Origin of the sequence: Paraburkholderia bonniea (assembly GCF_009455625.1) — a bacterium.
Lineage (GTDB): Bacteria > Pseudomonadota > Gammaproteobacteria > Burkholderiales > Burkholderiaceae > Paraburkholderia > Paraburkholderia bonniea.
The window spans coordinates 2,621,602-2,645,299 of sequence record NZ_QPEQ01000001.1; the positions used below are offsets into that span (position 1 = coordinate 2,621,602).

General features: G+C 61.1%; 22 protein-coding genes and 1 pseudogene. 12 read left to right on the forward strand and 11 right to left on the reverse strand.

Annotation, left to right across the window (positions count from 1 at the left end):
- Positions 1-228 precede the first annotated feature (228 nt).
- Together GH656_RS11510 and xseA are read right to left on the reverse strand one after the other, a co-directional pair.
- Entirely contained in the window at positions 229-807 is a 579-nt protein-coding gene (locus tag GH656_RS11510; RefSeq protein ID WP_153076053.1) for a superoxide dismutase, read from the reverse strand.
- A 329-nt stretch (positions 808-1,136) separates the two neighbouring features.
- Positions 1,137-2,516, reverse strand: coding sequence for an exodeoxyribonuclease VII large subunit (gene xseA, locus GH656_RS11515; protein WP_153076054.1), 1,380 nt, complete (start codon positions 2,514-2,516; stop codon positions 1,137-1,139).
- A 534-nt stretch (positions 2,517-3,050) separates the two neighbouring features.
- Here xseA and lpxK point away from each other — a divergent pair.
- The 5 genes from lpxK (at position 3,051) to GH656_RS11540 (ending at position 7,133) form a co-directional block, all read left to right on the forward strand.
- Complete coding sequence (gene lpxK, locus GH656_RS11520; RefSeq protein ID WP_153076055.1) at positions 3,051-4,067, forward strand: tetraacyldisaccharide 4'-kinase; 1,017 nt, start codon at positions 3,051-3,053, stop codon at positions 4,065-4,067.
- Positions 4,048-4,251, forward strand: a complete 204-nt coding sequence (locus tag GH656_RS11525; RefSeq protein WP_153076056.1) for a Trm112 family protein — start codon at positions 4,048-4,050, stop codon at positions 4,249-4,251. The genes lpxK and GH656_RS11525 overlap by 20 nt, the downstream gene beginning before the upstream one ends.
- A 266-nt stretch (positions 4,252-4,517) precedes the next feature.
- Positions 4,518-5,345, forward strand: a complete 828-nt coding sequence (gene kdsB / locus GH656_RS11530) for a 3-deoxy-manno-octulosonate cytidylyltransferase (protein WP_153076057.1) — start codon at positions 4,518-4,520, stop codon at positions 5,343-5,345.
- A 203-nt stretch (positions 5,346-5,548) separates the two neighbouring features.
- Positions 5,549-6,214 carry an adenylate kinase gene (gene adk / locus GH656_RS11535; protein WP_153076058.1) on the forward strand — a complete coding sequence of 222 codons (666 nt, stop codon included), beginning with the start codon at positions 5,549-5,551 and terminating at the stop codon, positions 6,212-6,214.
- Positions 6,215-6,374: 160 nt separating this feature from the next.
- Positions 6,375-7,133, forward strand: coding sequence for a 3-hydroxyacyl-CoA dehydrogenase (locus GH656_RS11540; protein ID WP_153076059.1), 759 nt, complete (start codon positions 6,375-6,377; stop codon positions 7,131-7,133).
- A gap of 40 nt (positions 7,134-7,173) precedes the next feature.
- Here the strand turns inward: GH656_RS11540 and GH656_RS11545 are convergent, their stop codons facing one another.
- Together GH656_RS11545 and murJ are read right to left on the reverse strand one after the other, a co-directional pair.
- The gene (locus GH656_RS11545; RefSeq protein ID WP_153076656.1) at positions 7,174-8,016 is read right to left on the reverse strand and encodes a SirB1 family protein; all 843 of its coding nucleotides are present in this window, start codon (positions 8,014-8,016) and stop codon (positions 7,174-7,176) included.
- Positions 8,017-8,021: 5 nt separating this feature from the next.
- Complete coding sequence (gene murJ, locus GH656_RS11550) at positions 8,022-9,572, reverse strand: murein biosynthesis integral membrane protein MurJ (protein ID WP_153076060.1); 1,551 nt, start codon at positions 9,570-9,572, stop codon at positions 8,022-8,024.
- A gap of 436 nt (positions 9,573-10,008) precedes the next feature.
- Between murJ and rpsT the strand changes: the two genes are divergently transcribed.
- Positions 10,009-10,287 carry a 30S ribosomal protein S20 gene (rpsT, locus tag GH656_RS11555; RefSeq protein ID WP_153076061.1) on the forward strand — a complete coding sequence of 93 codons (279 nt, stop codon included), beginning with the start codon at positions 10,009-10,011 and terminating at the stop codon, positions 10,285-10,287.
- A 143-nt stretch (positions 10,288-10,430) separates the two neighbouring features.
- Here the strand turns inward: rpsT and GH656_RS11560 are convergent, their stop codons facing one another.
- Positions 10,431-10,769: a DUF3579 domain-containing protein gene (locus GH656_RS11560; protein ID WP_153076062.1), complete on the reverse strand. Its 339-nt coding sequence runs from the start codon at positions 10,767-10,769 to the stop codon at positions 10,431-10,433.
- A gap of 361 nt (positions 10,770-11,130) precedes the next feature.
- Here GH656_RS11560 and argF point away from each other — a divergent pair.
- Positions 11,131-12,059: pseudogene (gene argF / locus GH656_RS11565) on the forward strand (ornithine carbamoyltransferase).
- Between the two features lie 173 nt (positions 12,060-12,232).
- Entirely contained in the window at positions 12,233-13,459 is a 1,227-nt protein-coding gene (locus GH656_RS11570) for an argininosuccinate synthase (protein ID WP_153076063.1), read from the forward strand.
- Positions 13,460-13,652: 193 nt separating this feature from the next.
- Here the strand turns inward: GH656_RS11570 and murB are convergent, their stop codons facing one another.
- Positions 13,653-14,690, reverse strand: coding sequence for a UDP-N-acetylmuramate dehydrogenase (murB, locus tag GH656_RS11575; RefSeq protein WP_153076064.1), 1,038 nt, complete (start codon positions 14,688-14,690; stop codon positions 13,653-13,655).
- Positions 14,691-14,859: 169 nt separating this feature from the next.
- On the opposite strand from murB, the gene GH656_RS11580 reads away from it, so the two are divergent.
- The gene (locus GH656_RS11580) at positions 14,860-15,345 is read left to right on the forward strand and encodes a YajQ family cyclic di-GMP-binding protein (protein WP_153076065.1); all 486 of its coding nucleotides are present in this window, start codon (positions 14,860-14,862) and stop codon (positions 15,343-15,345) included.
- Between the two features lie 34 nt (positions 15,346-15,379).
- On the opposite strand, the gene plsY is transcribed toward GH656_RS11580, so the two are convergent.
- Complete coding sequence (plsY, locus tag GH656_RS11585) at positions 15,380-16,018, reverse strand: glycerol-3-phosphate 1-O-acyltransferase PlsY (RefSeq protein WP_153076657.1); 639 nt, start codon at positions 16,016-16,018, stop codon at positions 15,380-15,382.
- A 117-nt stretch (positions 16,019-16,135) separates the two neighbouring features.
- Positions 16,136-16,627 (reverse strand): aminoacyl-tRNA deacylase, encoded by a 492-nt coding sequence (locus GH656_RS11590; RefSeq protein WP_153076066.1) that lies wholly within the window; start codon positions 16,625-16,627, stop codon positions 16,136-16,138.
- 235 nt (positions 16,628-16,862) lie between these two features.
- On the opposite strand from GH656_RS11590, the gene GH656_RS11595 reads away from it, so the two are divergent.
- Positions 16,863-18,395, forward strand: a complete 1,533-nt coding sequence (locus GH656_RS11595; protein WP_246184308.1) for a class I adenylate-forming enzyme family protein — start codon at positions 16,863-16,865, stop codon at positions 18,393-18,395.
- A 240-nt stretch (positions 18,396-18,635) separates the two neighbouring features.
- Here GH656_RS11595 and xerD read toward each other — a convergent pair whose 3' ends face one another.
- The 3 genes from xerD to queG all read right to left on the reverse strand — a co-directional run bounded on the left by xerD (position 18,636) and on the right by queG (position 21,572).
- Positions 18,636-19,565 (reverse strand): site-specific tyrosine recombinase XerD, encoded by a 930-nt coding sequence (gene xerD / locus GH656_RS11605; protein ID WP_153076068.1) that lies wholly within the window; start codon positions 19,563-19,565, stop codon positions 18,636-18,638.
- The gene (locus GH656_RS11610; RefSeq protein WP_153076069.1) at positions 19,562-20,038 is read right to left on the reverse strand and encodes a methylated-DNA--[protein]-cysteine S-methyltransferase; all 477 of its coding nucleotides are present in this window, start codon (positions 20,036-20,038) and stop codon (positions 19,562-19,564) included. Before GH656_RS11610 ends, xerD begins: the two co-directional genes overlap by 4 nt.
- 178 nt (positions 20,039-20,216) lie before the next feature.
- A complete protein-coding gene (gene queG / locus GH656_RS11615; RefSeq protein ID WP_246184255.1) occupies positions 20,217-21,572 on the reverse strand; it encodes a tRNA epoxyqueuosine(34) reductase QueG in 1,356 nt (451 codons plus the stop codon).
- 17 nt (positions 21,573-21,589) lie between these two features.
- On the opposite strand from queG, the gene tsaE reads away from it, so the two are divergent.
- Both tsaE and GH656_RS11625 read left to right on the forward strand, forming a co-directional pair.
- Positions 21,590-22,144 carry a tRNA (adenosine(37)-N6)-threonylcarbamoyltransferase complex ATPase subunit type 1 TsaE gene (gene tsaE, locus GH656_RS11620; RefSeq protein WP_153076070.1) on the forward strand — a complete coding sequence of 185 codons (555 nt, stop codon included), beginning with the start codon at positions 21,590-21,592 and terminating at the stop codon, positions 22,142-22,144.
- Positions 22,126-23,673 (forward strand): N-acetylmuramoyl-L-alanine amidase, encoded by a 1,548-nt coding sequence (locus tag GH656_RS11625; protein WP_153076071.1) that lies wholly within the window; start codon positions 22,126-22,128, stop codon positions 23,671-23,673. The genes tsaE and GH656_RS11625 overlap by 19 nt, the downstream gene beginning before the upstream one ends.
- Positions 23,674-23,698: the final 25 nt, after the last annotated feature.

Below are 23,698 nucleotides of genomic sequence, written 5' to 3' on the forward strand. Positions count from 1 at the left end.
ACGATGGCAACAATGGGGTAACAACGGGACGTCGATGTTTGACGTCTCGTTTTTTATGGTGCGCCCATGCTGAGCGCACCATAAAAAAAGCCCTCATACCGAGGGCTTTCACTCCTGCTATCAATGCCAAATCTTGCTGCGGCGACCCGCCTGGATTTTCCAGGCTAGATCAGAGAATCACGTCGACGCCACAACAGCTCTGTCTGTCAGATAAAACCCCGACAAAACTCAAGCAAAGTTCTTCGCTGCGAAGTCCCAGTTAACCAGGTTCCAGAACGCTTCAACGAACTTCGGACGGGCATTGCGGTAGTCGATGTAGTACGCGTGCTCCCACACATCAATCGTCAGGAGTGCCTTTGAGTCTGTGGTCAGCGGGGTAGCGGCATTGCTGGTCGACACCAGGTCGAGCGAGCCGTCCGGCTTCTTCACGAGCCACGCCCAGCCTGAGCCGAACGTGCCGACTGCGGTCTTGGCGAACTCTTCCTTGAACTTGTCGTAGGAGCCCCACTTCTGGTTGATGGCGTCACCTAGTGCGCCAGCCGGTGCGCCGCCACCTTTGGGCGACAGGCTGTTCCAGAAAAAGGTGTGATTCCAGATTTGCGCGGCGTTGTTGAAAATGCCGCCATTCGCTTTCTTGACAATCTCTTCGAGCGACAGATTTTCAAACTCCGTCCCCTTGATCAGATTGTTCAGATTGGTCACATAGGTTTGATGATGCTTGCCGTAGTGAAACTCAAGGGTTTCTTCCGACATATGCGGGGCAAGCGCATTTTTCGCATAAGGCAACGCTGGGAGCGTATGTTCCATGGTGTTGTTCCTTTCTGTCTGTTTGTGGGGGATCTGCGGGATAACGCCGTAGAACGCTCGATTGTAGGCGAGTTGGAATAACCCCGCAAACCAGCTGCACTTACGCTAAACCCGCTCTACCAGCCTGGCCGCGCGTGCCTCGCAGCAGAAGGCGACGCGGCGTGACGCTGAGCCACCGAACCCGCGTGCTATCTCCTCAGCACTACCCAACGATTGGCGACAGCCTCCCGGAGAAAGGCATCGACCAGGCGTGGTATGGCGGTGCCTGGCAATACGCACCGGGAGCATATTCAACCGCCCCCACCCGAGCCAGCCAACCAGCTAGCCAGCTAGAAATCGTCACCAAGCCGCGCCTGCACATCGGCGAGCGTGATATCGGCCGTGCCATCAGCCAGATGCAGCGTCAGACGCCGGCCCGGCTTCAGTGTCGCGGGTGTCCGCACTGCACGGCCGCTATGCGCCTCGAGCACAGCCGCATAGCCGCGCTCCAGCGTGCGTTGCGGGCTCAGCACCTCAAGCCGCGCGGCCAATGTCGCCACCCGCGCGACGTGTCGTTCATGCCGCCGCAGCAGCGCCTGATCAAGACGCTGCGTCAGCCCCGTCAGCCGTGACTGATGTGCGGCCAGATCGGGGCGCCAGCGCTGCCAGCGCATCTGCGTCAACGCAAAGCGCGCCCGCGCGTCGCGCACGGGACGCGCGCCCGCCGACGCCAAGCGCACTCCTAGTTGCTGCAAATGCATGCGCTGGCGCGCCAGCCGCTCAGCGGGCGACACCAGCCGCCGCGCCAGCCAGTCGAGCTGCTGCGCCCGCCGTTCGCGCAGACGCTCGAAACCGCGCGCCAGCATCGCCTGGCGCTGCGTCAGCTCACGCAGCAACACAGCCCGTTGCGGGCTGACCAGTTCAGCGGCGGCAGTTGGCGTCGGCGCGCGAACATCCGCCGCAAAATCGGCAATCGTGAAATCAGTTTCATGGCCCACGCCGCTCACCACGGGTATCTCGCACGCCGCAATCGCCCGCGCCAGCACCTCCTCGTTGAACGCCCACAGGTCTTCAATCGACCCGCCGCCCCGGCACACAATCAGCACCTCGACCTCACGCCGCGCACTGGCCGCGTTCACCATCGCCGCGAGCCTGGCGCTTACGCCTGCGCCCTGCACTGGCGCGGGATACACGATCAACGCGATATGCGGCGCGCGGCGTGCCAAGGTGGTCAACACATCGCGCAATGCCGCCGCCTGCAATGATGTGACGATCCCGATCGCGCGCGGATGAAGCGGCAACGGACGCTTACGCTCAGCGGCGAAGAGCCCTTCCGCGTCGAGCTGCGCCTTGAGCTTCAGGAACGCCTCGTACAGCCGGCCTTGGCCGGTACGGCGCACCGCTTCGACATTCAGTTGCAGCTCACCGCGCGGCTCGTACATCGTGACCAGCGCCCGCACTTCGATATGGTCGCCTTCGCGCGGCGTAAAGCCCGCATGCTGCGCCCGGCCACGGAACATCACGCAGCGCATCTGCGCCTGCGTGTCCTTGAGTGAAAAGTACCAATGGCCGCTGGCGGCGCGCGTAAAGTTCGACACCTCGCCACCGACCCAGACCAGCGGAAACGAGCGCTCCAGCATCGAGCCAATCGCCCGGTTCAGGGCCGAAACCGGCACGACAACCTCGGCACTAGCCAGCTCGGGGGAAGAAAAATCAGGCGTGGAATTCATACGGGAAAACCGGTTTGACAGAGTGGTCCAGACGATAGACCGACGCGCCGCCAACGTCCAGCGCAGCGCCCGGGAAACACAAAATGTTCACAATTTCCGGCTTTTGTCCCAAATATGCCCAGATTGCTTGCCAGATCTACTAAATCCGCATCAAGCCTTTGATTTATTTATGCTTTTTATCCATAAAACAATGCTGAATGACGATAACAACACGGCTGGACGGCCTTTTCTAGACGTGAAACAGTGAATTCTCCACAAAGTTATCCACAGGCTGGACGGGGCGCTTCCACTCCCGTCCACCACGCAAACACGGCACGCGGCTTGCCGCGCGGCTAGGTCGCACGCTAGAGTGCCGGGGTTTCGCGCGGCCACTCCGGCACAGGGGCTCATGTTCAGTAGTTGCTCAATTAATCGCTCATCAAGCACCGGACTTCGGCCAGCCGCCCTCCTGCCCTCTCACCCCGGCATCTTTCACCTTCCCCGGAGAATCCCTTCCATGCAGGTCTTGCCTGACGCCGTTGTGGCGCAACTGACATGAGCGGCTTACGCGGCCGCATTGAGGCCCGTCTTACCCAGGAATGGCAGCATCGCGGCCCGCTGGCCTGGGCTCTGACACCGCTGGCCTGCCTGTTTGCGGCCATCACGGCGGCCCGCCGCGCCGCGTATGCGCTGGGCTGGTGCCAGGCAGTGCAGCTGCACGTGCCCGTTGTGGTCGTCGGCAATGTGACGGTTGGCGGCACCGGCAAAACGCCCAGCGTGATCGCGCTGGTCGAAGCGCTGCGTAGCGCGGGCTTCACGCCGGGCGTCGTGTCGCGCGGCTATGGCGCGACGGTGCGCCAGCCGGTCCCGGTCAGCCCCACCTCAAACGCCAGCGAAACGGGCGATGAACCGCTCCTGATCGCGCGCCGCACTGGCGCACCGGTCTGGGTCTGCCCGGATCGCGTCGCGGCCGCCACCGCGCTCTGCCACGCCCAGCCGCAAGTCGACGTGATCGTCAGCGACGATGGCTTGCAGCACTACCGGCTCGCGCGCGATGTCGAGGTGGTGGTGTTCGATCACCGGCTGGGCGGCAATGGCTTCCTGCTACCCGCAGGCCCGTTGCGCGAACCGCTATCACGCCGCCGCGATGCCACGCTGGTTAACAACCCTTATGAAGCAGTGCTGCCGCCCTGGCCCAACACCTTTGCCCTCAATCTCGTGCCCGCGGATGCCTGGCATCTCAATCAACCGTCACTGCGGCGGCCGCTGGCGCAGTTCAGCGACCAGCGCGTGCTGGCAGCCGCGGGCATCGGTGCGCCTGAGCGCTTTTTCGCCACCGTCCGCGCGGCGGGCATCACCCCACGCACGCTCGCACTGCCCGATCATTACGCGTTCAGCAGCAATCCGTTCGCGGCAGTCGACTCGGACGCCATTCTGGTCACCGAAAAGGATGCAGTAAAATTGGCCGCCTGGCGCGATGCCCGAATCTGGGTTGTCCCAGTCGAAGCCGTGCTGGACCCCCGCCTCATTGCCCTAGTTGTGGAGAAACTCCGTGGACGCTCGCTTGCTTGAAATCATTGTCTGTCCGCTGTGCAAAGGGCCGCTTAGTTATGTGCGTGCGGCACAAGAACTCGTTTGCAGTGTGGACAAACTGGCTTATCCGATCCGCGACGGCATTCCTGTGATGCTCGTCGACGAAGCCCGGCAAACCGTCGAAGGCACACTCGTCGACCCCGATCCCGCGCGCCCAGCCTGACAAGGCACGCTCAATCCAGCTCACTCAGCTCAGCCCACGGCCACCCACGACCGGGCTGAGTGTGTCTGCCTTCAAGTACTCCTTGAGCACCCTTTATTCGCTCTTTAAGCTTTGGCAGACCCCTTTAAGTACCCTTTAAGCACCCTTTAAGCACCCTTTAAACGGCACCAGGCCGAACCCAGTTCACCACGTGCCAGGCGGCACCAACCCGCCGCCTCACCCCTCCGGTTCCAGACAGCCCACCTAGCGCTAGCGCGTTGCTCCCGATGACCAACTCCCCTGCCGTCCCGTTCATTGCCGTAGTGCCTGCACGCCTCGCCTCTACCCGGCTACCCAACAAGCCTCTCGCTGATATCGGCGGCAAACCGATGGTGGTGCGCGTCGCGGAACGCGCCCGCGCCGCCGGAGCGAGCCAGGTACTCGTCGCCTCGGATGCGCCAGCGGTCCTCGACGCAGCCCGCCAGCACGGCTTCGAAGCAGTGCTCACCCGTGCCGATCACCCCTCCGGCACGGATCGTCTGGCAGAAGTAGCAGCGCAATTCGGCTGGAGCGACGACACCCTCATCGTCAATGTGCAAGGCGATGAGCCATTGATCGACCCAGCACTCGTGCGCGGCGTCGCCGCGCATCTGGCAGCGAACCCCGGCTGCGCCATCGCCACCGCCGCCCACCCCATCACCGACCCTGCCGACATCTTTAATCCGAACGTTGTCAAAGTCGTGCTCGACGCGCGCGACATCGCGCTGTATTTTTCCCGCGCGCCGATCCCCTGGGCCCGCGATGCCTATCAGCCGCACTGGCCTGAAATTGGCGCGATGCCCACGCCGCCCGCAGCGGTGACGGTCTACCGCCACATCGGCCTGTACGCCTATCGCGCACAGTTTCTGCGCACCTACCCGACGCTCACCCAAGCCCCCATCGAACAAGCCGAAGCGCTCGAACAACTCCGCGCGCTGTGGCATGGCGAGCGCATCGCTGTGCTGCTCACCAGTGACGCGCCGCTCCCCGGAGTCGACACCCCCGCCGATCTAGCACGGGTGCAGGCGCTATTCGCCTCGGGATTTGCCTCGGGGGCAGAAAAACCCATGGCATAATCGGACGTTTTGCGCGCCCCACTTCGCTACACCGCTCGTCAGATTTGCATCCGGCTTTACCTGCCCCAGCTCCTTTTCGCCTGTTTTGCCGCACCGCCAGTTTCACTGCGCAGTGCGAAACACAACGACTTGGAGAAGCAGCAAGCCGCATCTTCAAGCACGGGCCGCGCTGCACGAAATTCACATAGATCTGGAGATATCACATGCGTTTGATCCTGTTGGGCGCTCCCGGAGCGGGCAAGGGCACCCAGGCAAACTTCATCAAGACCGAGTTCGGCATTCCGCAGATTTCCACGGGCGACATGCTGCGCGCTGCGGTCAAGGCAGGCTCACCTCTTGGCGTCGAAGCCAAACGCTACATGGACGCGGGCGAACTCGTGCCAGACGAGCTCATCATCGGCCTGGTCAAAGAACGTCTGCTGGCCCCTGACTGCGCCAATGGCTATCTGTTCGACGGTTTTCCACGCACGCTGCCGCAAGCCGAAGCCATGAAGCAGGCAGGCGTCGCCATCGACTACGTAGTTGAAATCGACGTGCCATTTGACGAAATCATCGTACGCATGAGCGGACGCCGGGTTCACGCGGCATCGGGCCGGACCTACCATGACCGCTTCAATCCACCCAAGCACGCTGGTCACGACGACCTCACCGGCGAGCCGCTCATCCAGCGCGATGACGACAAGGAAGAAACCGTGCGCAAGCGGCTCGATGTGTATGTCGCGCAAACCCGGCCGCTGATCGACTACTACAACGGCTGGGCCCAAAATGGCGACCCCGCCACACCGCTCAAGGCACCGCAGTACCGCCGCATTTCAGGGCTGGGCAGTGTCGAAGAAATTCGCACTCGCGTGCTGGATGCGCTGAAGTAAGCGCCACGCCGCCCGGTTCGCCGCCGTCTTATACAAAACCCGCCAGCAAGTTCATGCCCTGGCGGGTTTTGTTTTGGTCCACTCACATCCATAGCGCCGCTCGAATCGTTCGGCTCAAACAAAACACCCTCTACACCTACGCTGACACCCAGGAGACAACATGGAGCTTCACGGCAATGTATTTCTGATTACGGGCGGGGCCTCCGGGCTGGGCGCGGCAACGGCGCAGCTCTTCGCGCAGCACGGCGGCAAGGTGGTGCTGGCCGATCTGAACCAGGAGGCAGGCCAAGCCCTCGCGCAGCAGCTTGGCGGCGTGTTTGTGAAGTGCGATGTCAGCCGCGAAGAAGACGCTCAGCAAGCGGTCGCAGCGGCCACGCAACTGGGCACATTACGCGGGCTCGTCAATTGCGCTGGCATCGCGCCTGCGATCAAAACCCTCGGCAAGGAAGGGCCACATCCGCTAGAGGCCTTTACCCGCACGCTGTCAATCAATCTCACCGGCACCTTCAACATGCTGCGGCTCGCCGCAGCGGCGATGGCGCAGAACGAGCCCAATGCGCAGAGTGAACGAGGAGTGGTGGTGAACACGGCCTCGGTAGCCGCCTTCGATGGGCAAATGGGTCAGGCCGCGTATGCGGCATCCAAGGCGGGTATTGCTGGGATGACGCTGCCCATCGCCCGCGACCTGTCACGCAACGCGATCCGGGTGATGACCATCGCCCCCGGCATCTTCGAAACGCCGATGCTGCTGGGCATGCCACAGGAAGTTCAGGATGCGCTTGGCGCGATGGTGCCGTTTCCGCCGCGCCTCGGCAAACCGGCGGAATACGCGATGCTGGTCAAACAGATTTTCGATAACCCGATGCTGAATGGCGAAGTGATTCGCCTGGATGGCGCGATCCGGATGCAACCGAAGTAAAGCGCGGCCCGCGCCGCAGCCATCATCGCGTCACATCGCATCATTCGTGGTCGTTGTGCTGGGCACGCTGACGCAGCTCCTGCAATTGCGTCTCGATGAGGGTAGCGTCCCCGGCATCCGGGCAATCGCCCAGATAGTGCTCAAGATCTTCGAGCGCGGGACGCAGGTAATTCAAACGGGCGTAGGCAAACCCACGGTCGCGCACTTCTTCGATACTGTCCGGCAGCAAGATCACCAGCCGTTGCTGCACGGCCAGCAAGCGCTGCCAGCGCTCGGTCTGCAAATACGTGGTCTTCAGGTTACGCAGCATGCGCGCGACGATCTCGCGCCGTGTGGCCGGTTGCAGCAGCAAGCGCAACGCCCGCCCGACCGGCTCCCCCGCCTTCGCCACATAAGGCTCAAGCATCTCGATCATCTCGCTCTCGGACAGCGAGTGCCCGGTTGTGGGATCGAGCATCACATCACCCGCTGGCGTCATGACGCGGAGTAGAAAATGCCCCGGAAAAGAAACCCCGCGCACCGGAATCCCAATCTGCCCAGCCATTTCCAGATACAGCACCGCGAGCGACACCGGAATTCCACGCCGCCGCTTGAGCACCCGGTTCAGATAACTGTTGTCGGGATCGTAGTAATCGTTGAGGTTGCTGGAGAAGCCCAGCTCACGAAAGAAAAACTGGTTCAGCAAGGCGACTTTCTGCTTGATGCTGGCCTCTCGCGGCAAGCGCTGCTGCAACCGCAGAATCAACGCATCAAGCTCAGCCAGCGTGCCTTGCAAGTCGAGATCGGGATAAGCGTCCTGGGCTAGCGCCAGTGCCGCTTCGGTGAGCGGCAGACTGTCATCGTCGGCCACCAGCGTGCTGAAGTAATCGAGAACCCGGGTTATGGTCATTACGCCACTCGTCGTCTGAAATAGGCGTACTTGAAGCCCATTGCCCAGAGCATACCGAAATAAAGCGAGGCGAAGAGCACGAGGCACGCCCCCAGCAACGCCATGCGCTCGAACGGCCTGGCGTGCAGGCCAATCCAGTCAAAGTTGGCCGAAAACCAGTGCATCGCCCCCGCCAGCACGAGGCACGCCCCCGCGAGCTGCACGAGAAATTTGAGCCAGCCTTGCGACGGCAGGTAAATTCCGCGCCGGCGCAAACCAGCGAACAGCAGTAATGCATTCACACAGGCACCTAGCCCAACACTGAGCGTCAGCCCCGCATGAGCGAACAACGGCACGAATACCAGGTTGCCAAGCTGGGTGGCGATCAGCACACCGATGCCGATTTTCACCGGCGTCTTGATGTCCTGTTTGGCATAAAAACCCGGCGCGAGAATTTTTATCAGGATCAAGCCGATCAGACCGATGCCATACGCGGCCAGCGCACGCGCCACCATCACCACCGCATGGTCATCGAACTTGCCGTAATGAAACAGGGTCGCCGTGAGCGGTTCGGCAAAGAAAAACAGCGCAACCGCACTAGGTGCCGCCAGCAGGAAGGTCACGCGCAAGCCCCAGTCGAGCAGCGACGAATACTCGTGCTCGTCGGCATCAACGTGGGCCTTTGACAGGCTGGGCAGCAAGATAGTCCCGAGCGCCACACCCAGCAGCGCGGTGGGGAACTCCATCAGGCGGTCAGCGTAATTGATCCACGACACCGCGCCGGGCCCGATATGCGACGCGATATTGGTATTGATGATGAGACTGATCTGCGCCACCGACACCGCGAACATCGCCGGCACCATCTTCGCCAGCACCCGCTTGACGCCCTGATGCGCAAGCGCTCGCAGCGGGTTCAGGCCAATGCGCGGCAGCATGCCGATCTTCTTTAATCCGGGCAGTTGCACCACGAACTGCAGCACCCCGCCAACAATCACCGCCCATGCCAGCGCGTACACCGGCGTGTGCAGCAACGGCGCAATAAACAAGGCCGCGGCGATAAACGCGAGATTGAGCAACACCGGCGCGAACGCGGGCAGCGAGAAATTTTTGTAGGTATTAAGCACGCTGGACGCGAGCGACGTCAGCGAAATCAGCACGATGTACGGGAACATGATGCGTGTCATCGTGACGGCCAGCGCGTAGGCCTCGCCCTCAGCCCGCAGGCCGGACGCGACAATCAGCACCACCCATGACGCCCCCGCCACGCCAATCAGTGACAGCAGCGCCAGAGCCCACGCCAGCACGGTCGAGGTCGCATCAACCAGCGCCTTGGTGGCGTCATGGCCTTGCTGGTTTTTGAATTCGGCAAGAATCGGCACGAAAGCCTGCGAGAACGCGCCTTCGGCGGAAATCCGGCGCAGCAGGTTCGGAATACGGAAAGCGACGTAAAACGCGTCGGTGTATGGACTGGCGCCAAACGCACGGGCGATCAGTGTTTCGCGGGCCAATCCGGTCACGCGCGACAGCAGCGTGAAACCGCTGACCGTCAGTAAGGCTCGGAAGAGATTCATGGGGCGCTCATTATACGGATACCGCCCGCAGATACTACCCGCGCGCACCAGACTGGCCCCGCCCAGCAAAAACTATCCGCCACAGCCTCCCTAGCAACTTCATGGCTGTGCTTTTTCTCGCACATCGCTGATTTTGTTGCTATAATCTTCGGTTTCGAAGCTCGCTCAATTTTCAGATAGCCTGAATTTTATTGCTTCAGAAGCCATTCCGTCAGCGCCGGGGTTATGTCTGATTAGCCTGATTACTCAGCGGCAAGTCAGCAATAAGCGGCAAAAAACGGGGCAAAACGGATGGAGAGCGGGGCAAACCAGTAGCCTTCGATATTTTTTGCGCCCTTGGGCAATCGCTTCCAGGGGTTCGGATCTAAAGCAAAGCAGTGCCCGGCCACCTTTAAAAGGCCAGGCTCTGGAAACAGGAACAGGATAAGGAACCGTCATGGCAAACACCGCACAAGCACGCAAACGCGCTCGCCAGGCCGCCAAGGCCAACTCGCACAACTCGGCACTGCGCTCGAAATTCCGTACCGCCATCAAGGCCGTGCGCAAAGCAGTCGACAGTGGCGACAAAGCGAAAGCCGCTGAAATTTTCCAGGCATCAGCCAAAACGATCGACATCATCGCTGACAAGAACATCGTTCACAAAAACAAGGCAGCCCGTCTGAAAAGCCGCCTTTCTGCAGCCATCAAAGGCCTGCAGGCAACAGCAGCTCAGTAATTCGCATCGCATTCCGGTTAGCCCGCCATAGCGGGTTACTTCCTGTTTCCGCTGCACCATAAAAAAGCACCCATCAGGGTGCTTTTTTATTTCTGGTCTTTTTTATTCCGAAGCCCGGAAAGGCAGAAAGGCATCGCTACCAGCTAGCGGGCCACGCCCTTTTGCTGCGTGCCGTGCTCGGGCGGCAACTCACACGCTTCGGTCACGACAAGATCGTTGTCTTTGGCGAAATTCATCACAAAATCGAACGCCATCGGTTCAATTTCACGCAAACGGGAATCGAGAATCACACACTTGAGGTCGCCCAGCATGGTTGGACGCACATACAGCGAATATTGCAAACGGGCGTTTGGCCCGCGCGCGCCCGGCCCGAAGCTCGACATCACACCCGCGAGCCGTTCCGACCAGTCGCTTGGCCGGAATTTTTTGCCGCTTTTAGTAATGCCTTGAATAAAGAATTCGGTTGGGGGTACTTCGACCATGTAGGGATACCTGTGCGGCTGCCCGGCGGTCAAGCTGCCGGAACATCTTGTGGATGCTCTGCAGTCCCGGCCACCAGTACGCATGAAACACCAGATGACTCAAGCCGTGTCTTGCAGGCATAAACCTGACCGGCTGGGCTGACAAAAACCTTGAAATTATAGCGCAGCGCCCCCGCCCCCGCACTGCCGCCGGCCGCAAAAAAGCCCTTGAGAGACACTCGCGCCATATCCAGCAAGCCTTTTGGCTAACTCGTCAAACGCTGCGAATTCCTTTATGCTGCTTCGAGCTCACCTTCAACCATCCCTAAATAACAGCATCGGCCCCAGCAATACTGCCGGGTACGAGCGCTGCCCCCGTTTCATGACTACCAAGAAAATTCGTCACTATTTGCAGTTCAAGGATTTCTCCCTGGAAGATTACGAATACGTGCTGGAACGCGCACGCATCCTGAAACGCAAATTCAAAAACTACGAAACCTATCACCCGCTGCACGATCGCACGCTGGCGATGATCTTCGAAAAAAACTCGACGCGTACCCGTCTGTCGTTCGAAGCCGGCATCTTCCAGCTGGGCGGCCACGCAGTTTTCATGAGCACACGCGACACCCAGCTTGGGCGCGGCGAACCCATCGAAGACGCAGCCCAAGTGATCTCGCGGATGGTCGACATCATCATGATTCGCACCTTCGGCCAGGAAATCATCCAGCGCTTTGCCGAAAATTCACGCGTGCCAGTCATCAATGGGCTCACCAATGAGTTTCACCCATGCCAGGTGCTGGCGGACATCTTCACCTACGTCGAACATCGCGGACCCATTCGCGGCAAAACCGTGACGTGGATCGGCGACGCCAACAACATGCTTTACACGTGGATCGAAGCGGCCGAAATACTCGGTTTCAACCTGCATCTGTCCACCCCCCCGGCTACGCACTCGATCCAGCGCGGGTCGCCTCACAAGGCGCGCCGCTTTACCGTGAATTCGCCGATCCCCGCGAAGCGTGCGTCGGTGCCGACCTCATCACCACCGACGTCTGGACCAGCATGGGCTACGAAGCCGAAAACGAAGCGCGCAAGCAAGCCTTCGCCAACTGGTGCGTCGATGCCGCAATGATGGCGCGCGCCAACCCCGATGCGCTGTTCATGCATTGCCTGCCAGCCCATCGCGGCGAGGAAGTCAGTGCTGAAGTAATCGACGGCCCGCAAAGCGTCGTGTGGGACGAAGCAGAAAACCGCCTGCATGTGCAAAAAGCCCTGATGGAATTTTTGCTGCTGGGCCAGCTCAATCACTGACCCACCCGGCTGCAGCACCCGGCCACACCGGCCTGATGCTGCAGCCTTATCTTTTTCTATTCCGCTTTAGCCAGTCTAAAAACACAAAGCGCAATGGGTTTGATGTCAAAATAGCGCCTTTTCCGCGCGCCTAACCGGCTCGCATCAGCCAGCCTCTCTGCCACGAGTTCACCATGAGCGATATCAAGAAAGTCGTGCTCGCCTATTCCGGCGGCCTCGATACCTCCGTCATCCTGAAATGGTTACAGGACAACTACGACGCCGAAGTCGTCACCTTCACCGCCGATATCGGTCAGGGCGAAGAGCTGGAACCAGCGCGTAAAAAAGCCCTGCAACTTGGCATCAAACCCGAAAACATCCACATCGAAGACCTGCGCGAAGAATTCGTGCGCGATTACGTGTTTCCGATGTTCCGCGCCAATACGATTTACGAAGGCGAATATCTGCTCGGCACCTCAATCGCGCGGCCGCTGATCTCCAAACGCCAGATCGAAATCGCCCGCGCCTGTGGCGCGCAAGCGGTATCGCACGGCGCAACAGGTAAAGGCAACGACCAGGTGCGTTTCGAGCTCGGTTATTACGCGCTCGAACCCGGCATCAAGGTCATCGCTCCATGGCGCGAATGGGACCTGCTATCACGCGAAAAACTGCTGGCCTATGCAGAAAAAGCGGGCATCCCAATTGAAATGAAGCACAAGCAAGGCGGCGCGCCGTATTCGATGGATGCCAACCTGCTGCACATCTCGTTTGAAGGCCGCCATCTCGAAGACCCGAAAGCCGAAGCTGAAGCCGACATGTGGCGCTGGACAGTCGCACCAGAAGCCGCGCCAGACCAGGCCGAATACCTCGATATCGAATACGAACACGGCGACCCGGTCGCGCTGAACGGCAAACGCCTGACGCCAGCCGCGATGCTGACCGAACTCAACCGCCTGGGTGGCAAGCACGGCATCGGGCGGCTGGATCTGGTGGAGAACCGCTACGTTGGCATGAAGTCACGCGGCTGCTATGAAACGCCTGGCGGCACCATCATGCTCAAAGGCCATCGCGGCATCGAATCCATCACGCTCGACCGCGAAGTCGCTCATCTGAAAGACGACCTGATGGCCCGTTATGCCGCGCTGATTTACAACGGCTACTGGTGGAGCCCGGAGCGCCGCGCGCTTCAGGTGTTGATCGACCACACCCAGGAGAAGGTAAACGGCTGGGTGCGCGTCAAGCTGTACAAAGGCAGCGTCACCGTGGTCGCGCGCGACTCCAAAGAAACGCTGTTCGATAAAACCATCGCCACGTTCGACGACGACGGCGGTGCCTACAACCAGGCGGACGCGGGCGGCTTTATCAAGCTCAATGCCCTGCGGATGCGAATTGCAGAGAATGCCCGCCGTCAGCGCGGCTAACCCTCTGCCGCTGCCTAAAGATTCAACCCTGAAGACAGCCGCCTGAATCACGGGCAAACGACAAAAAGCCGCCGGCGATCAAACGATCAAATCGGCGGCTTTTTTGCCTTCTGCCTTCTGCCTTCTGCCTTCTGCCTTCTGCCTTCTGCCTTCTGCCCATCGTGTTGTTTGCGCGGGTTGTCTGCACAGCTTCCTATAAACACACCGGCTCGGGTTCAAGCACGATGCCAAAGCGTTCGGTTACGTCGTTCTGGATCGCTCGCGCCAGCGCCAGCATTTGCGTGCCGTTCGCGCCACCGCGATTGACCAGCACCAGCGCCTGACGCTCATGCACCGCCGCCGCGCCTAGCGCACGCCCCTTCCAGCCACACTGGTCAATCAGCCAGCCAGCGGCCAGCTTGACCCGGCCATCCGGCTGCGGATACGACACAAGCCCAGGTTCACGCTCGCGCAGCAGCGTGAAATGCTCAGCCTCAATCACCGGATTTTTAAAGAAACTCCCGGCATTGCCCAGCACCTCTGGATCAGGCAGCTTGGCACGCCGCACTGCCACCACCGCCGCGAAAATTGCTTGCGCATCAGGACGTGCCGCGCCGCCTTGAGCCACCAGCTCACGCTCCAGATCCGCGTAGCCCGCACGCGCTGCCCATGCCTTTGGCAAACGGAACGTTACCGCTGTAATAGCGAAGCGATTACGCCCCTCCTGCTTGAAAAAGCTGTCGCGGTAGCCAAGGCGGCAAGCGGCGGCAGTCAACACCACCGGCTCGCCACTCGAAAGCTCCAGTGCGCGCAGCGAGACCAGGTGCTCGCTCATTTCCAGCCCATACGCGCCAATATTCTGAATCGGCGCAGCGCCCACGGTGCCGGGAATCAGCGCGAGATTCTCAAGACCCGGCATGCCTTGCTCCAGCGTCCAGCAGACAAACTGATGCCAGTTCTCTCCAGCCGCGGCTTCGACATACCACGCGTGATCGTCCTCACCCACCACGCGCCGCCCACGCAGCGTCATGCGCAGCACCAGCCCCTCGAAGTCACGGGTGAACACCACGTTGCTGCCCCCGCCCAGCACCAGCCGTGGCAGGCCAGCCGCCACGGCCGCCTGCAACGCGATAGGCAGTTGCGCCTCGTGCTGAATCTCGCAGGCCAGGCGCGCCCGGACATCAAAACCGAACGTGTTGTGCGCACGAAGCGGATAGTCAGCGCTAAACCGGGGAGCGTTAGATGGCGACATCGGGATCAATCGGGATAAACGTGGAGACGGCCTGGCACAACGGCCTTTGGGGAAAAAGAAAGGCGCCGGTAGAATGGCGCCCAGTTCGCTATTATAGCGGCCGCCCCGAGGCCAGCCATCCGGCTCGCGCTCTGGTCACCGCACTCAAAAGCTCAAAGGAAAAATCACCATGCCATCGTTCGACGTCGTTTCAGAAGCCGACATGATCGAAGTCAAAAACGCGCTGGAGCAATCCAACAAGGAGATTTCCACGCGCTTCGATTTCAAGGGTTCCGACGCACGCGTCGAACAAAAAGAACGTGAGCTGACCGCATTCGCCGACGATGACTTTAAGCTCAGCCAGGTCAAGGATGTCCTGCTATCGAAGATGGCCAAGCGCGGCGTCGATGTGCGCTTTCTTGAATACGGCAAGATCGAGAAAATTGGCGGCGACAAGGTGAAGCAGGTCGTCACGGTCAAAAAAGGAGTTTCAGGCGAACTCGCCAAGAAAATCGTCAAGCTGGTGAAGGACAGCAAGATCAAGGTTCAGGCGAGCATCCAGGGCGATGCGGTACGCGTCTCAGGTGCCAAGCGTGACGACTTGCAAAACGTAATGGCCATGTTGCGCAAAGACGTAACCGATACGCCACTCGATTTCAATAATTTCCGCGACTAAAACCCTAAGCCGCCCGGTGCGCCGCACGCTAGCGCTAGCGTTTGTGGTTGCGCCCCGGGCGGGCTGCCTCACCCGCCTTATGGCCAAGGCGGCTTTCCTGCCCCGCCATCAGCTTGGCAATATTGCCGCGATGCCGCCAGATCAATAGCGCACTCATCAGCGCAATTGCCAGCGCGACGATATTCGCGCCGAACAGAAAGCCGTCATAAAGCGGAGCGAACACCGCAGCCGCCAGCGCCGCCAGCGACGAATAGCGAAAGAAAAACGCGACGATCGCCCAGGTCAGCATGGTGGCCAGCCCTAGCACCGGACTGATTGCGAACAGCACACCCGCCGCTGTCGCCACGCCCTTGCCGCCTTTGAAGCGAAAAAACACCGGGTACAGATGGCCGAGAAACACCGCTAATGCAGCCACAGCAATCGCGCCGTCGCCCAACCCGTAACGCGGCCCGAAATAACTCACCAGCCAGACCGCCAGCCAGCCTTTAAACGCATCGCCCAGCAAGGTCAGCACCGCCGCTGCGCGGTTGCCGCTGCGCAGCACGTTGGTCGCGCCAGGATTTTTTGAACCGTATGAACGCGGGTCAGCCAGCCCCATCGCCGCACTCACAATCACAGCAAATGACACCGAGCCAATCAGATAAGCGGCAACGGCGACGATCAGGTTTTCCATGGAAGAGCTCTTGTCAGCATCGGGGGAAGCCAGCAGCGTCACTGTCTGCTGCGGCGTATATGAAGTAGCGCGCATTCTACCGAATGCCATGCGCGCTAAACCGCTGGCGTAGCGAGTTCAATCAACACTGGCGCACTGCACGGGTATGGCCTTGAGCAGCGTGGTCAGCACATCAGGGGCGAGGCTGATGAGAAAACCCCTTCGGCCGCCATTCAGCCAGACGGTGGGCAACGCCAGCACGCTCGCCTCGACATAAACCGGCATCGCCTTGCGCGTGCCAAACGGCGACGTGCCACCGATCAGATAACCGGAATGACGGTTCGCCACCTCGGGCTTGCACGGCTCAATGCGTTTTGCCCCGGCTTGCCGCGCAAGATTTTTGGTTGAAACGGTACGGTCACCGTGCATCAGCACAATCAGCGGCTTGGCGTGCTCGTCTTCCATCACCAGGGTCTTGATGACGTTGTGCTCATCCACGCCTAGCTGACGCGCGGATTCTGCCGTGCCGCCATGCTCGAGATAGGCATAGGGATGCTCGCCAAAAATCACGCCATGACGGCGCAAAAACTGCGTGGCGGGGGTTTCGGAAACGTGTCTGGATTTGCTCATCGGCGCATTGTAAGCGCGGCTTTGCTGCTCGCGCCACTAGCCAGATGGCTGATTGTGCAGGCCACCCGGCTATGGCACGATCGTTCGCTACCGGCTGCCCTGGAGCAGGAAATTCTGGGGCAGCCGTCATATCAAGGAGACCGCATTGATATCCCAACCTCAGGTCCAAAGCGCCACCGTCTCTGTTGCGGCCACCCTCGCAACCACCCCCGCCGCGCCATTCGATCTTCCCGCGCTGCTGGCCACCCTGCCCAGCCGGATCAGCGACATCGTGGTGCGCTCCGCCGCGCTTCAGCCTGAAGCGCTCGCGTTAATCGAAGACGGGCGGCACCTCAGCCGCGCGCAACTGCTCCAGGCAATCCAGGCCACGGCCGCTCAGCTAAGCGAATGGGGCGTCCAGTCAGGCGACAGGGTGATGATCGTCGCCGAAAACAGCATCGCGCAAATCGTGCTGCTACTGGCCAGTGCCTCGCTGGATGCGTGGGCGCTGGTATCCAATGCGCGCCTGTCGGCAGCGGAGCTCGATGCGATTCGTGCGCATGCCCAGCCGCGCGTGGTGGCGTATGTGCTCGAAACCTCCGCTGATGCACAACACCATGCGCAGCGGCATCAGGCGCAAGCTGCTCCCACCGCCATCCATGGCCCTGAAATAGGTCAGTGGGCCTATACGCTTGACCCGCAAGTGACAGCCGAAACCACTAGCGGTGCCAGCACCGCCAGCAGCCACCAATGCGCCGCGCTGATCTATACCACCGGCACCACCGGTGCGCCAAAGGGCGTGATGCTGTCACATCGCAATCTGCTGTTTATCGCGGCGATCTCCAGCACCCTGCGCCGTGTCGCGCCCGGCGATGTGGTCTACACCGTTTTGCCTGTCTCGCACGTGTACGGGCTGGCCTCCGTCTGCCTCGGCAGCCTGTATGCCGGAGCCACGCTACGGCTAGCGCCACGCTTCACCCCGGAGGCCGTGCGGCACGCGCTGGCCAACGAACACGTGTCGATCTTCCAGGGCGTGCCCGCCATGCACGCCAAACTGCTCGACCACCTGCATGCGCAAGGCTTGCCATGGGTCGCACCACATTTGCGTTTCGCTTATTCGGGCGGCTCGCCCCTCGATGCGGCGCTCAAGGCGCGCGTTGAAAGCGTCTACGGCGTCACCCTGCATAACGGGTACGGCATGACTGAAAGCAGCCCAACCATCGCTCAAACCATGCTTGATGCGCCGCGCAGCGATACCTCAGCCGGGCAGATCATTCCGGGTGTCGAAGTCTGTTTCATGTTGCCTGACGGCACCCCTGCAGCCACAGGTGAGACCGGCGAAATATGGGTGCGCGGCCCCAATGTGATGCTGGGCTATTACCGCAATCCTGAGCAAACCCGCCTCACCGTCAACGCCGAAGGCTGGCTGAAAACCGGCGACCTCGCCCGGCAGGATGCCGATGGTGCATTACATATCGTGGGGCGCAGCAAGGAACTCATCATCCGCTCCGGCTTCAATGTCTATCCGGCTGAAGTGGAGCAGGTGCTGAATGCGCATCCTGAAGTGGTGCAGTCCGCGGTGATCGGACGCCCGGTTGAGGGCAACGAAGAAGTCATCGCGTTCGTCGAGCTAGCCGCTCATGCACAGGTTTCAGCCGCCGAACTGATCGCGTGGAGCAGCGCCCGTCTCGCCCCCTATAAACGCCCGGCGGAAATCCATGTGTTAGCAGCCTTGCCCGCCGCTGCAACCGGCAAGCTGCTAAAGCATCGCTTGCGCGATTTACTGTGAAGATGCGCTTCTACGTCACTTCGTCACTTCACGCCACGCCACTTCACCGCGCTACGTGACCTGCGTGGACCTGCATGAACCTGCATGCGGCACGGCGGTCTCGGCCCAACCGTATCGGCCCTATCGGCCCTATCAACCGTATCAGCCCTATCAACCGTATCAGCCCTATCAACCGTATCAGCCCTATCAACCGTATCAGCCCTATCAGCCGTATCAGCCCTATCAGCCGTATCAGCCCGATCAACCACGCGGATGGTGCTGCGCATGCAGCACTTTCAGACGTTCACGGGCGACGTGGGTGTAAATCTGCGTCGTCGAAATATCCGTATGACCCAGCAGCATTTGCACCACGCGCAGATCCGCGCCGTGGTTCAGCAGATGCGTGGCAAACGCATGACGCAACGTATGCGGTGACAGTGGCGCGTGAATCTCCGCCGTCCGCGCATGGCGCTTCACGATGTGCCAGAACTGATGCCGCGTCATGCCCTCGGCACGGCTGGTCACAAACAGCGCATCAGCAGCGCGTGCGCCGAGCAACGCAGGGCGGCCATCGCGCAAATACCGCTCAATCCAGCCGCGTGCTTCGTCGCCAAACGGCACCAGGCGCTCTTTCGCGCCCTTGCCCATCACGCGTACCACGCCCTCATTGAGCCCCACCGCGACGGTTTTTAGCGTCACCAGTTCGGTCACACGCAAGCCGCTGGCGTACATCAACTCCAGCATCGTGCGATCGCGCAGGCCCCGTGGCGTGTCGATCAGCGGGGCCGCGAGCAGCATTTCAACCTGGCTTTCGGTCAGCGTCGACGGAAAGCGCAACGGTTGCTTCGCTGAACGCACGCGCAAGGTTGGGTCCGCGTTGATGCGATGTTCACGTACAGCCCAGGCGTAATAGCGGCGAAATACCGAAAGACGGCGATTGGATGACGTCGGCCGGTCTTTCAGCCGCACCACGCTGTAGGCATCGAGATCGGCTTCGTGCACGGCATCCAGTGACATGCCGCGCCACGCCAGCCATTCAGCGAAAAGCCGCAGGTCGCTGCGATAAGCGTCGATGGTGTTGCGCGACAGGCCGTGTTCGAGCCACAACGCGTCGCAGAAGGTGTCAATCGAAGTGCTGCTCAGCCGCCGCTGTTCAGCCGCTGCATTTTCTGCTGCCGTGTTCTCGCTCATGCCGCGTAGCGTAAAACGCCCTCGTGAGCCAGCAGCCAGCGCTTCACCTGGCGAAAGAAATCATCGCCCGCGTGATGCGCGAAACCGCCGATGCCATTCGCTGCGACCACCCGGTGACATGGAATCACCAGCGGAAATAAATTCGAGCCGCACGCCTGGCCTACCGCGCGCGGCACGCTGCCAACCTGCTGCGCCAGTTGCCCGTAAGTCAGCACCTGGCCGGGGGCAATGCCACTGATCGCCTGCCAGACCCGGCGCTGAAACGCCGAGCCCAGCCCCGCCAGCGGCAACGCAAAAGCCGCCGACGGCTGATGCAAATAGCGCTCGATCTGCGCCACGGCCTGCTGCGCCAATGGCGTATCGGGAGCGAGCACCGGCGTTTCCTGCGGCAGATAAACGATCTCGCGCACTTCACCCTGAGCAATGCGGATACCCACCTTGCCAAAGGGCGCACTCATGACTGCACTGAACATCACTTCACTCCCTTTCCGCTCAATTCTTCTCCATTCCGCTCAAGCCGGAATCGCACTCGCCTGGCGCGTTATCCGGTGCTTCACCACGCTATCCCAATCCCGGCCCAGAAAACGCTGGCTGAAAAACCTTTGCAGCGAGCAAGCGGCCATCAAACAGAAACCCGCATCCCGCCACGAACTACACCGCTTCAAGCGCCCAGCGCACATGCTCGCAGACCAGCGGCGAAGGATCATCCAGCCGGGCCCGTAACGCATCGACAAGCGCCCGGCGCACCTCAGGCGTGAGACTGCCCGCTTCCGCACGCAACGCATTGCCCATCCCGACGGCAAGGTTACGCAGCCAGCGCTCATAGCCAATCCGGCGGATCGCACTGCCCTGCATGCGCGCCTCGAAATCCTCCGCGCTCCAGGCAAACAGCTGGACCAGCGATGCCCGGTCCAGTCCATGGCGCACATCGAAATCTGCAACCGGCGACGCCTGCGCAAATTTGTTCCACGGGCACACCAGTTGGCAATCGTCGCAGCCGTAAATACGGTTGCCGATCAGCGGCCGTAAATCTTCCGGGATGCTGCCCTTGAGTTCAATCGTCAAATATGAAATGCAACGCCGTGCGTCCACCTTGTAAGGCGCAACAATTGCCCCTGTAGGACACGCCGTCAGGCAACGGGTGCAACTGCCGCAATGCGCGCCAGCGGTTTGCGGGGCCTGCGCGGGGGTGATCTGGGCGTCAGTGGGCAACGGCACATCAAGGTAAATTTCACCGAGAAAAAACAGCGACCCCGCGTCTTGCTGCAACAACAGCGTGTGTTTGCCACGCCAGCCAATGCCCGCTTTTTGTGCCAGCGCCACTTCAAGCACTGGCGCTGAATCAGTGAACACCCGGTAACCATACGGCCCAATCTCCGCTGCGATTTTTTCCGCAAGACGCTGCAGCCGCTGACGCATCACCTTGTGATAATCGCGGCCACGGGCATACACCGAGACCACCGCCGCCGCAGGATCTGCCAGCCGGGCAAATTCGTCCGCACGCCAGTTGGCGCTGCCAGCGCTGCGATGGGTGCTGTTCGTGCTGTTCGTGCTGTTCGTGCTGTTCGTGCTGTTCGTGCTGTTCGTGCTGTTCGTGCTGTTCGTGCTGTTCGTGCTGTCCGTGCTGTTCGTGCTGTCCGCACAGGCCACAGCCTCAAAACTAGCCGGCTCCAGCACGGCAGCCGGTAAATAGGCCAGCCGCACGCTAATCACCCGCAGCGTCCCCGGCACCAGTTCGGCCGGCCGCGCACGTTTCATCCCGTGTTTCGCCATATAATCCAACTCGCCGTGGTAACCGGCTTCGAGCCATGCAGCCAGCCCCGCCTCAGCTTCCTCGAGATCGGTATCGCTAATGCCAACGGCACCGAAACCCAGTTCACCGCCCCACGCCCGAATGCGCTGCGCCAGCGCCATCAGCGCCGCGTCATTCAACGGGCGCACAGCCTCGCTCAGGGCAGGCACATCAGTCATAGTGGGATCTTCAGGACTTTCAGGACTTCGGTTCATCACGCCATTTTACGAGCATGCCTGTTCAGCCCGATTCCGCTTCCGCGCTCATACCACCCGCCGCCGTTCTGTTCGAGCGTCACTTCACGCTGGTCAATGCAGCCGCCACAGACGCATTCGGCGCACAGCTTGCCGAAGCGATCAGCGAGTTGCGGCATGCGATGGGCCCGGCGTTTCAGGGGCTCCAGATCCAGCTTCGCGGCGACCTCGGTGCGGGCAAAACCGCCCTCGTGCGCGCCACCCTGCACGGCCTTGGCCACACCGGCCGCGTGCGCAGCCCTACCTACACCCTGGTTGAGCCCTATACCGTCGATCAACCGGACGGGGAACTTGCGCTCTATCACTTCGATCTCTACCGTTTCACCGATCCGGCTGAATGGGCCGATGCTGGCCTGCGTGACTATTTCGGCAGTGGTGCTATTTGTTTTGTCGAATGGCCGCAACGGGCTGGCACGCTGCTTGGCACGCCGGATCTCGTGTTCTCACTCGATCTCGACAGCAGCGGCACTGGCCGCCAGCTTGCCGCCCGGGCGTATAGCGAATCAGGAAAGGCATGTCTCGAAAGATGTTGATTAAACCGTTTCATTCGATCGAATCCGCCGCTACCGCGACGCATAACTGGCGGCGGCGGCAGATTTTGCGTGCAGGCGCTTCCTGTCTCGTGCTTGGGCTGACTGTCCCTCGTATGGCCTGGGCGAGCGCCGTGCTGGGGGTGCGGGTGTGGCCCGCACGCGATTACACCCGCGTCACGATCGAATCCGACCAGCCACTGCAAAACACGCAAAAACTGCTGGAGGGCCCCGACCGGCTGGTGGTCGATCTGGATGGCCTTGAGCTCGACCAGTCGTTGAAAGACCTGGTCTCGAAGATCACCCCCAACGATCCGCAAATCCAGTCCGTGCGCGTGGGTCAGTACCAGCCACACGTGGTGCGGATGGTGTTCGACCTGAAAGGCTCGGTCAAGCCGCAGGTGTTCACCTTGCCGCCGGTCGGCACTTATCGCTATCGGCTGGTATTCGATCTTTATCCCGCTGTCGCACCTGATCCGCTGATGGAGCTTCTGGCGCAATCCGAGCGCAAGGAGCAGAGCCTGAATGACACCAGCAATGCAGCGGCGACTCCGCCTCCCGCAACCTTAAGCGGCCCCACCACGGCACCCGCCGCCGACAGCGACGCGTTTTTCGAGCAGTACGCCCAGAACAGCCCGCCGGCCAAATCCGCCTCGCCCTCCGCTCCCGCGCGCGGCGGCGCACCGGTGCCGCCGATTCTGTCCAGCACGCCGCCAGTCAAACCCACCCCCAGCAGCCCAGCAGCACCACCAACCGTCAGCGCCCGCAACGACAGCCCGGACGACGCTTATGCGTTCACCACGCCCGGCAAAGCAGGCACCCGCCGTCTGCTGACGGTCGCCATCGACCCCGGCCACGGCGGTGAAGATCCCGGCGCAGTAGGCGGCAGCGGCACCTACGAAAAGAACGTTGTGCTCGATATCGCCAAAAAGCTGCGGGCGAAAATCGATGCCCAGCCGAATATGCGCGCGATGATGACGCGTGATGCCGACTTCTTCGTCCCGCTCAATGTCCGGGTGCAAAAGGCGCGCCGGGTGGGCGCCGACCTGTTCGTCTCGATCCACGCGGACGCCTTCACCACGCCCTCGGCCAGCGGCTCGTCGGTCTTCGCCCTGTCTGAAAACGGTGCATCGAGCGCTGCTGCGCGCTGGATGGCGAATAAAGAAAACGCCTCCGACAAAATCGGTGGCATCAACGTCAAGTCAGCTGATGCGACGGTGAACCGGGCGCTGTTCGATATGTCCACCACCGCGCAAATCCGCGACTCGATGCGTTATGGCAGCTATGTGCTCAAAGAGATCGGTGGGATCAACAAGCTGCACAAAGGCTCGGTTGAGCAAGCCGGGTTTGCCGTGCTGAAAGCGCCTGATATTCCGTCGATCCTGGTCGAAACCGCCTTCCTCAGCAATCCGGAAGAAGAGCGCCGCCTGAACGACGACGCCTATCGCAACAAGATGGCAGACGCGATCCTGACCGGCATCAAACGTTATTTCGCAGCGAACCCGCCGCTGGCGAAAAACCGCATGACCTGAAGTGACGCATCCGGCGCAGCGGCAG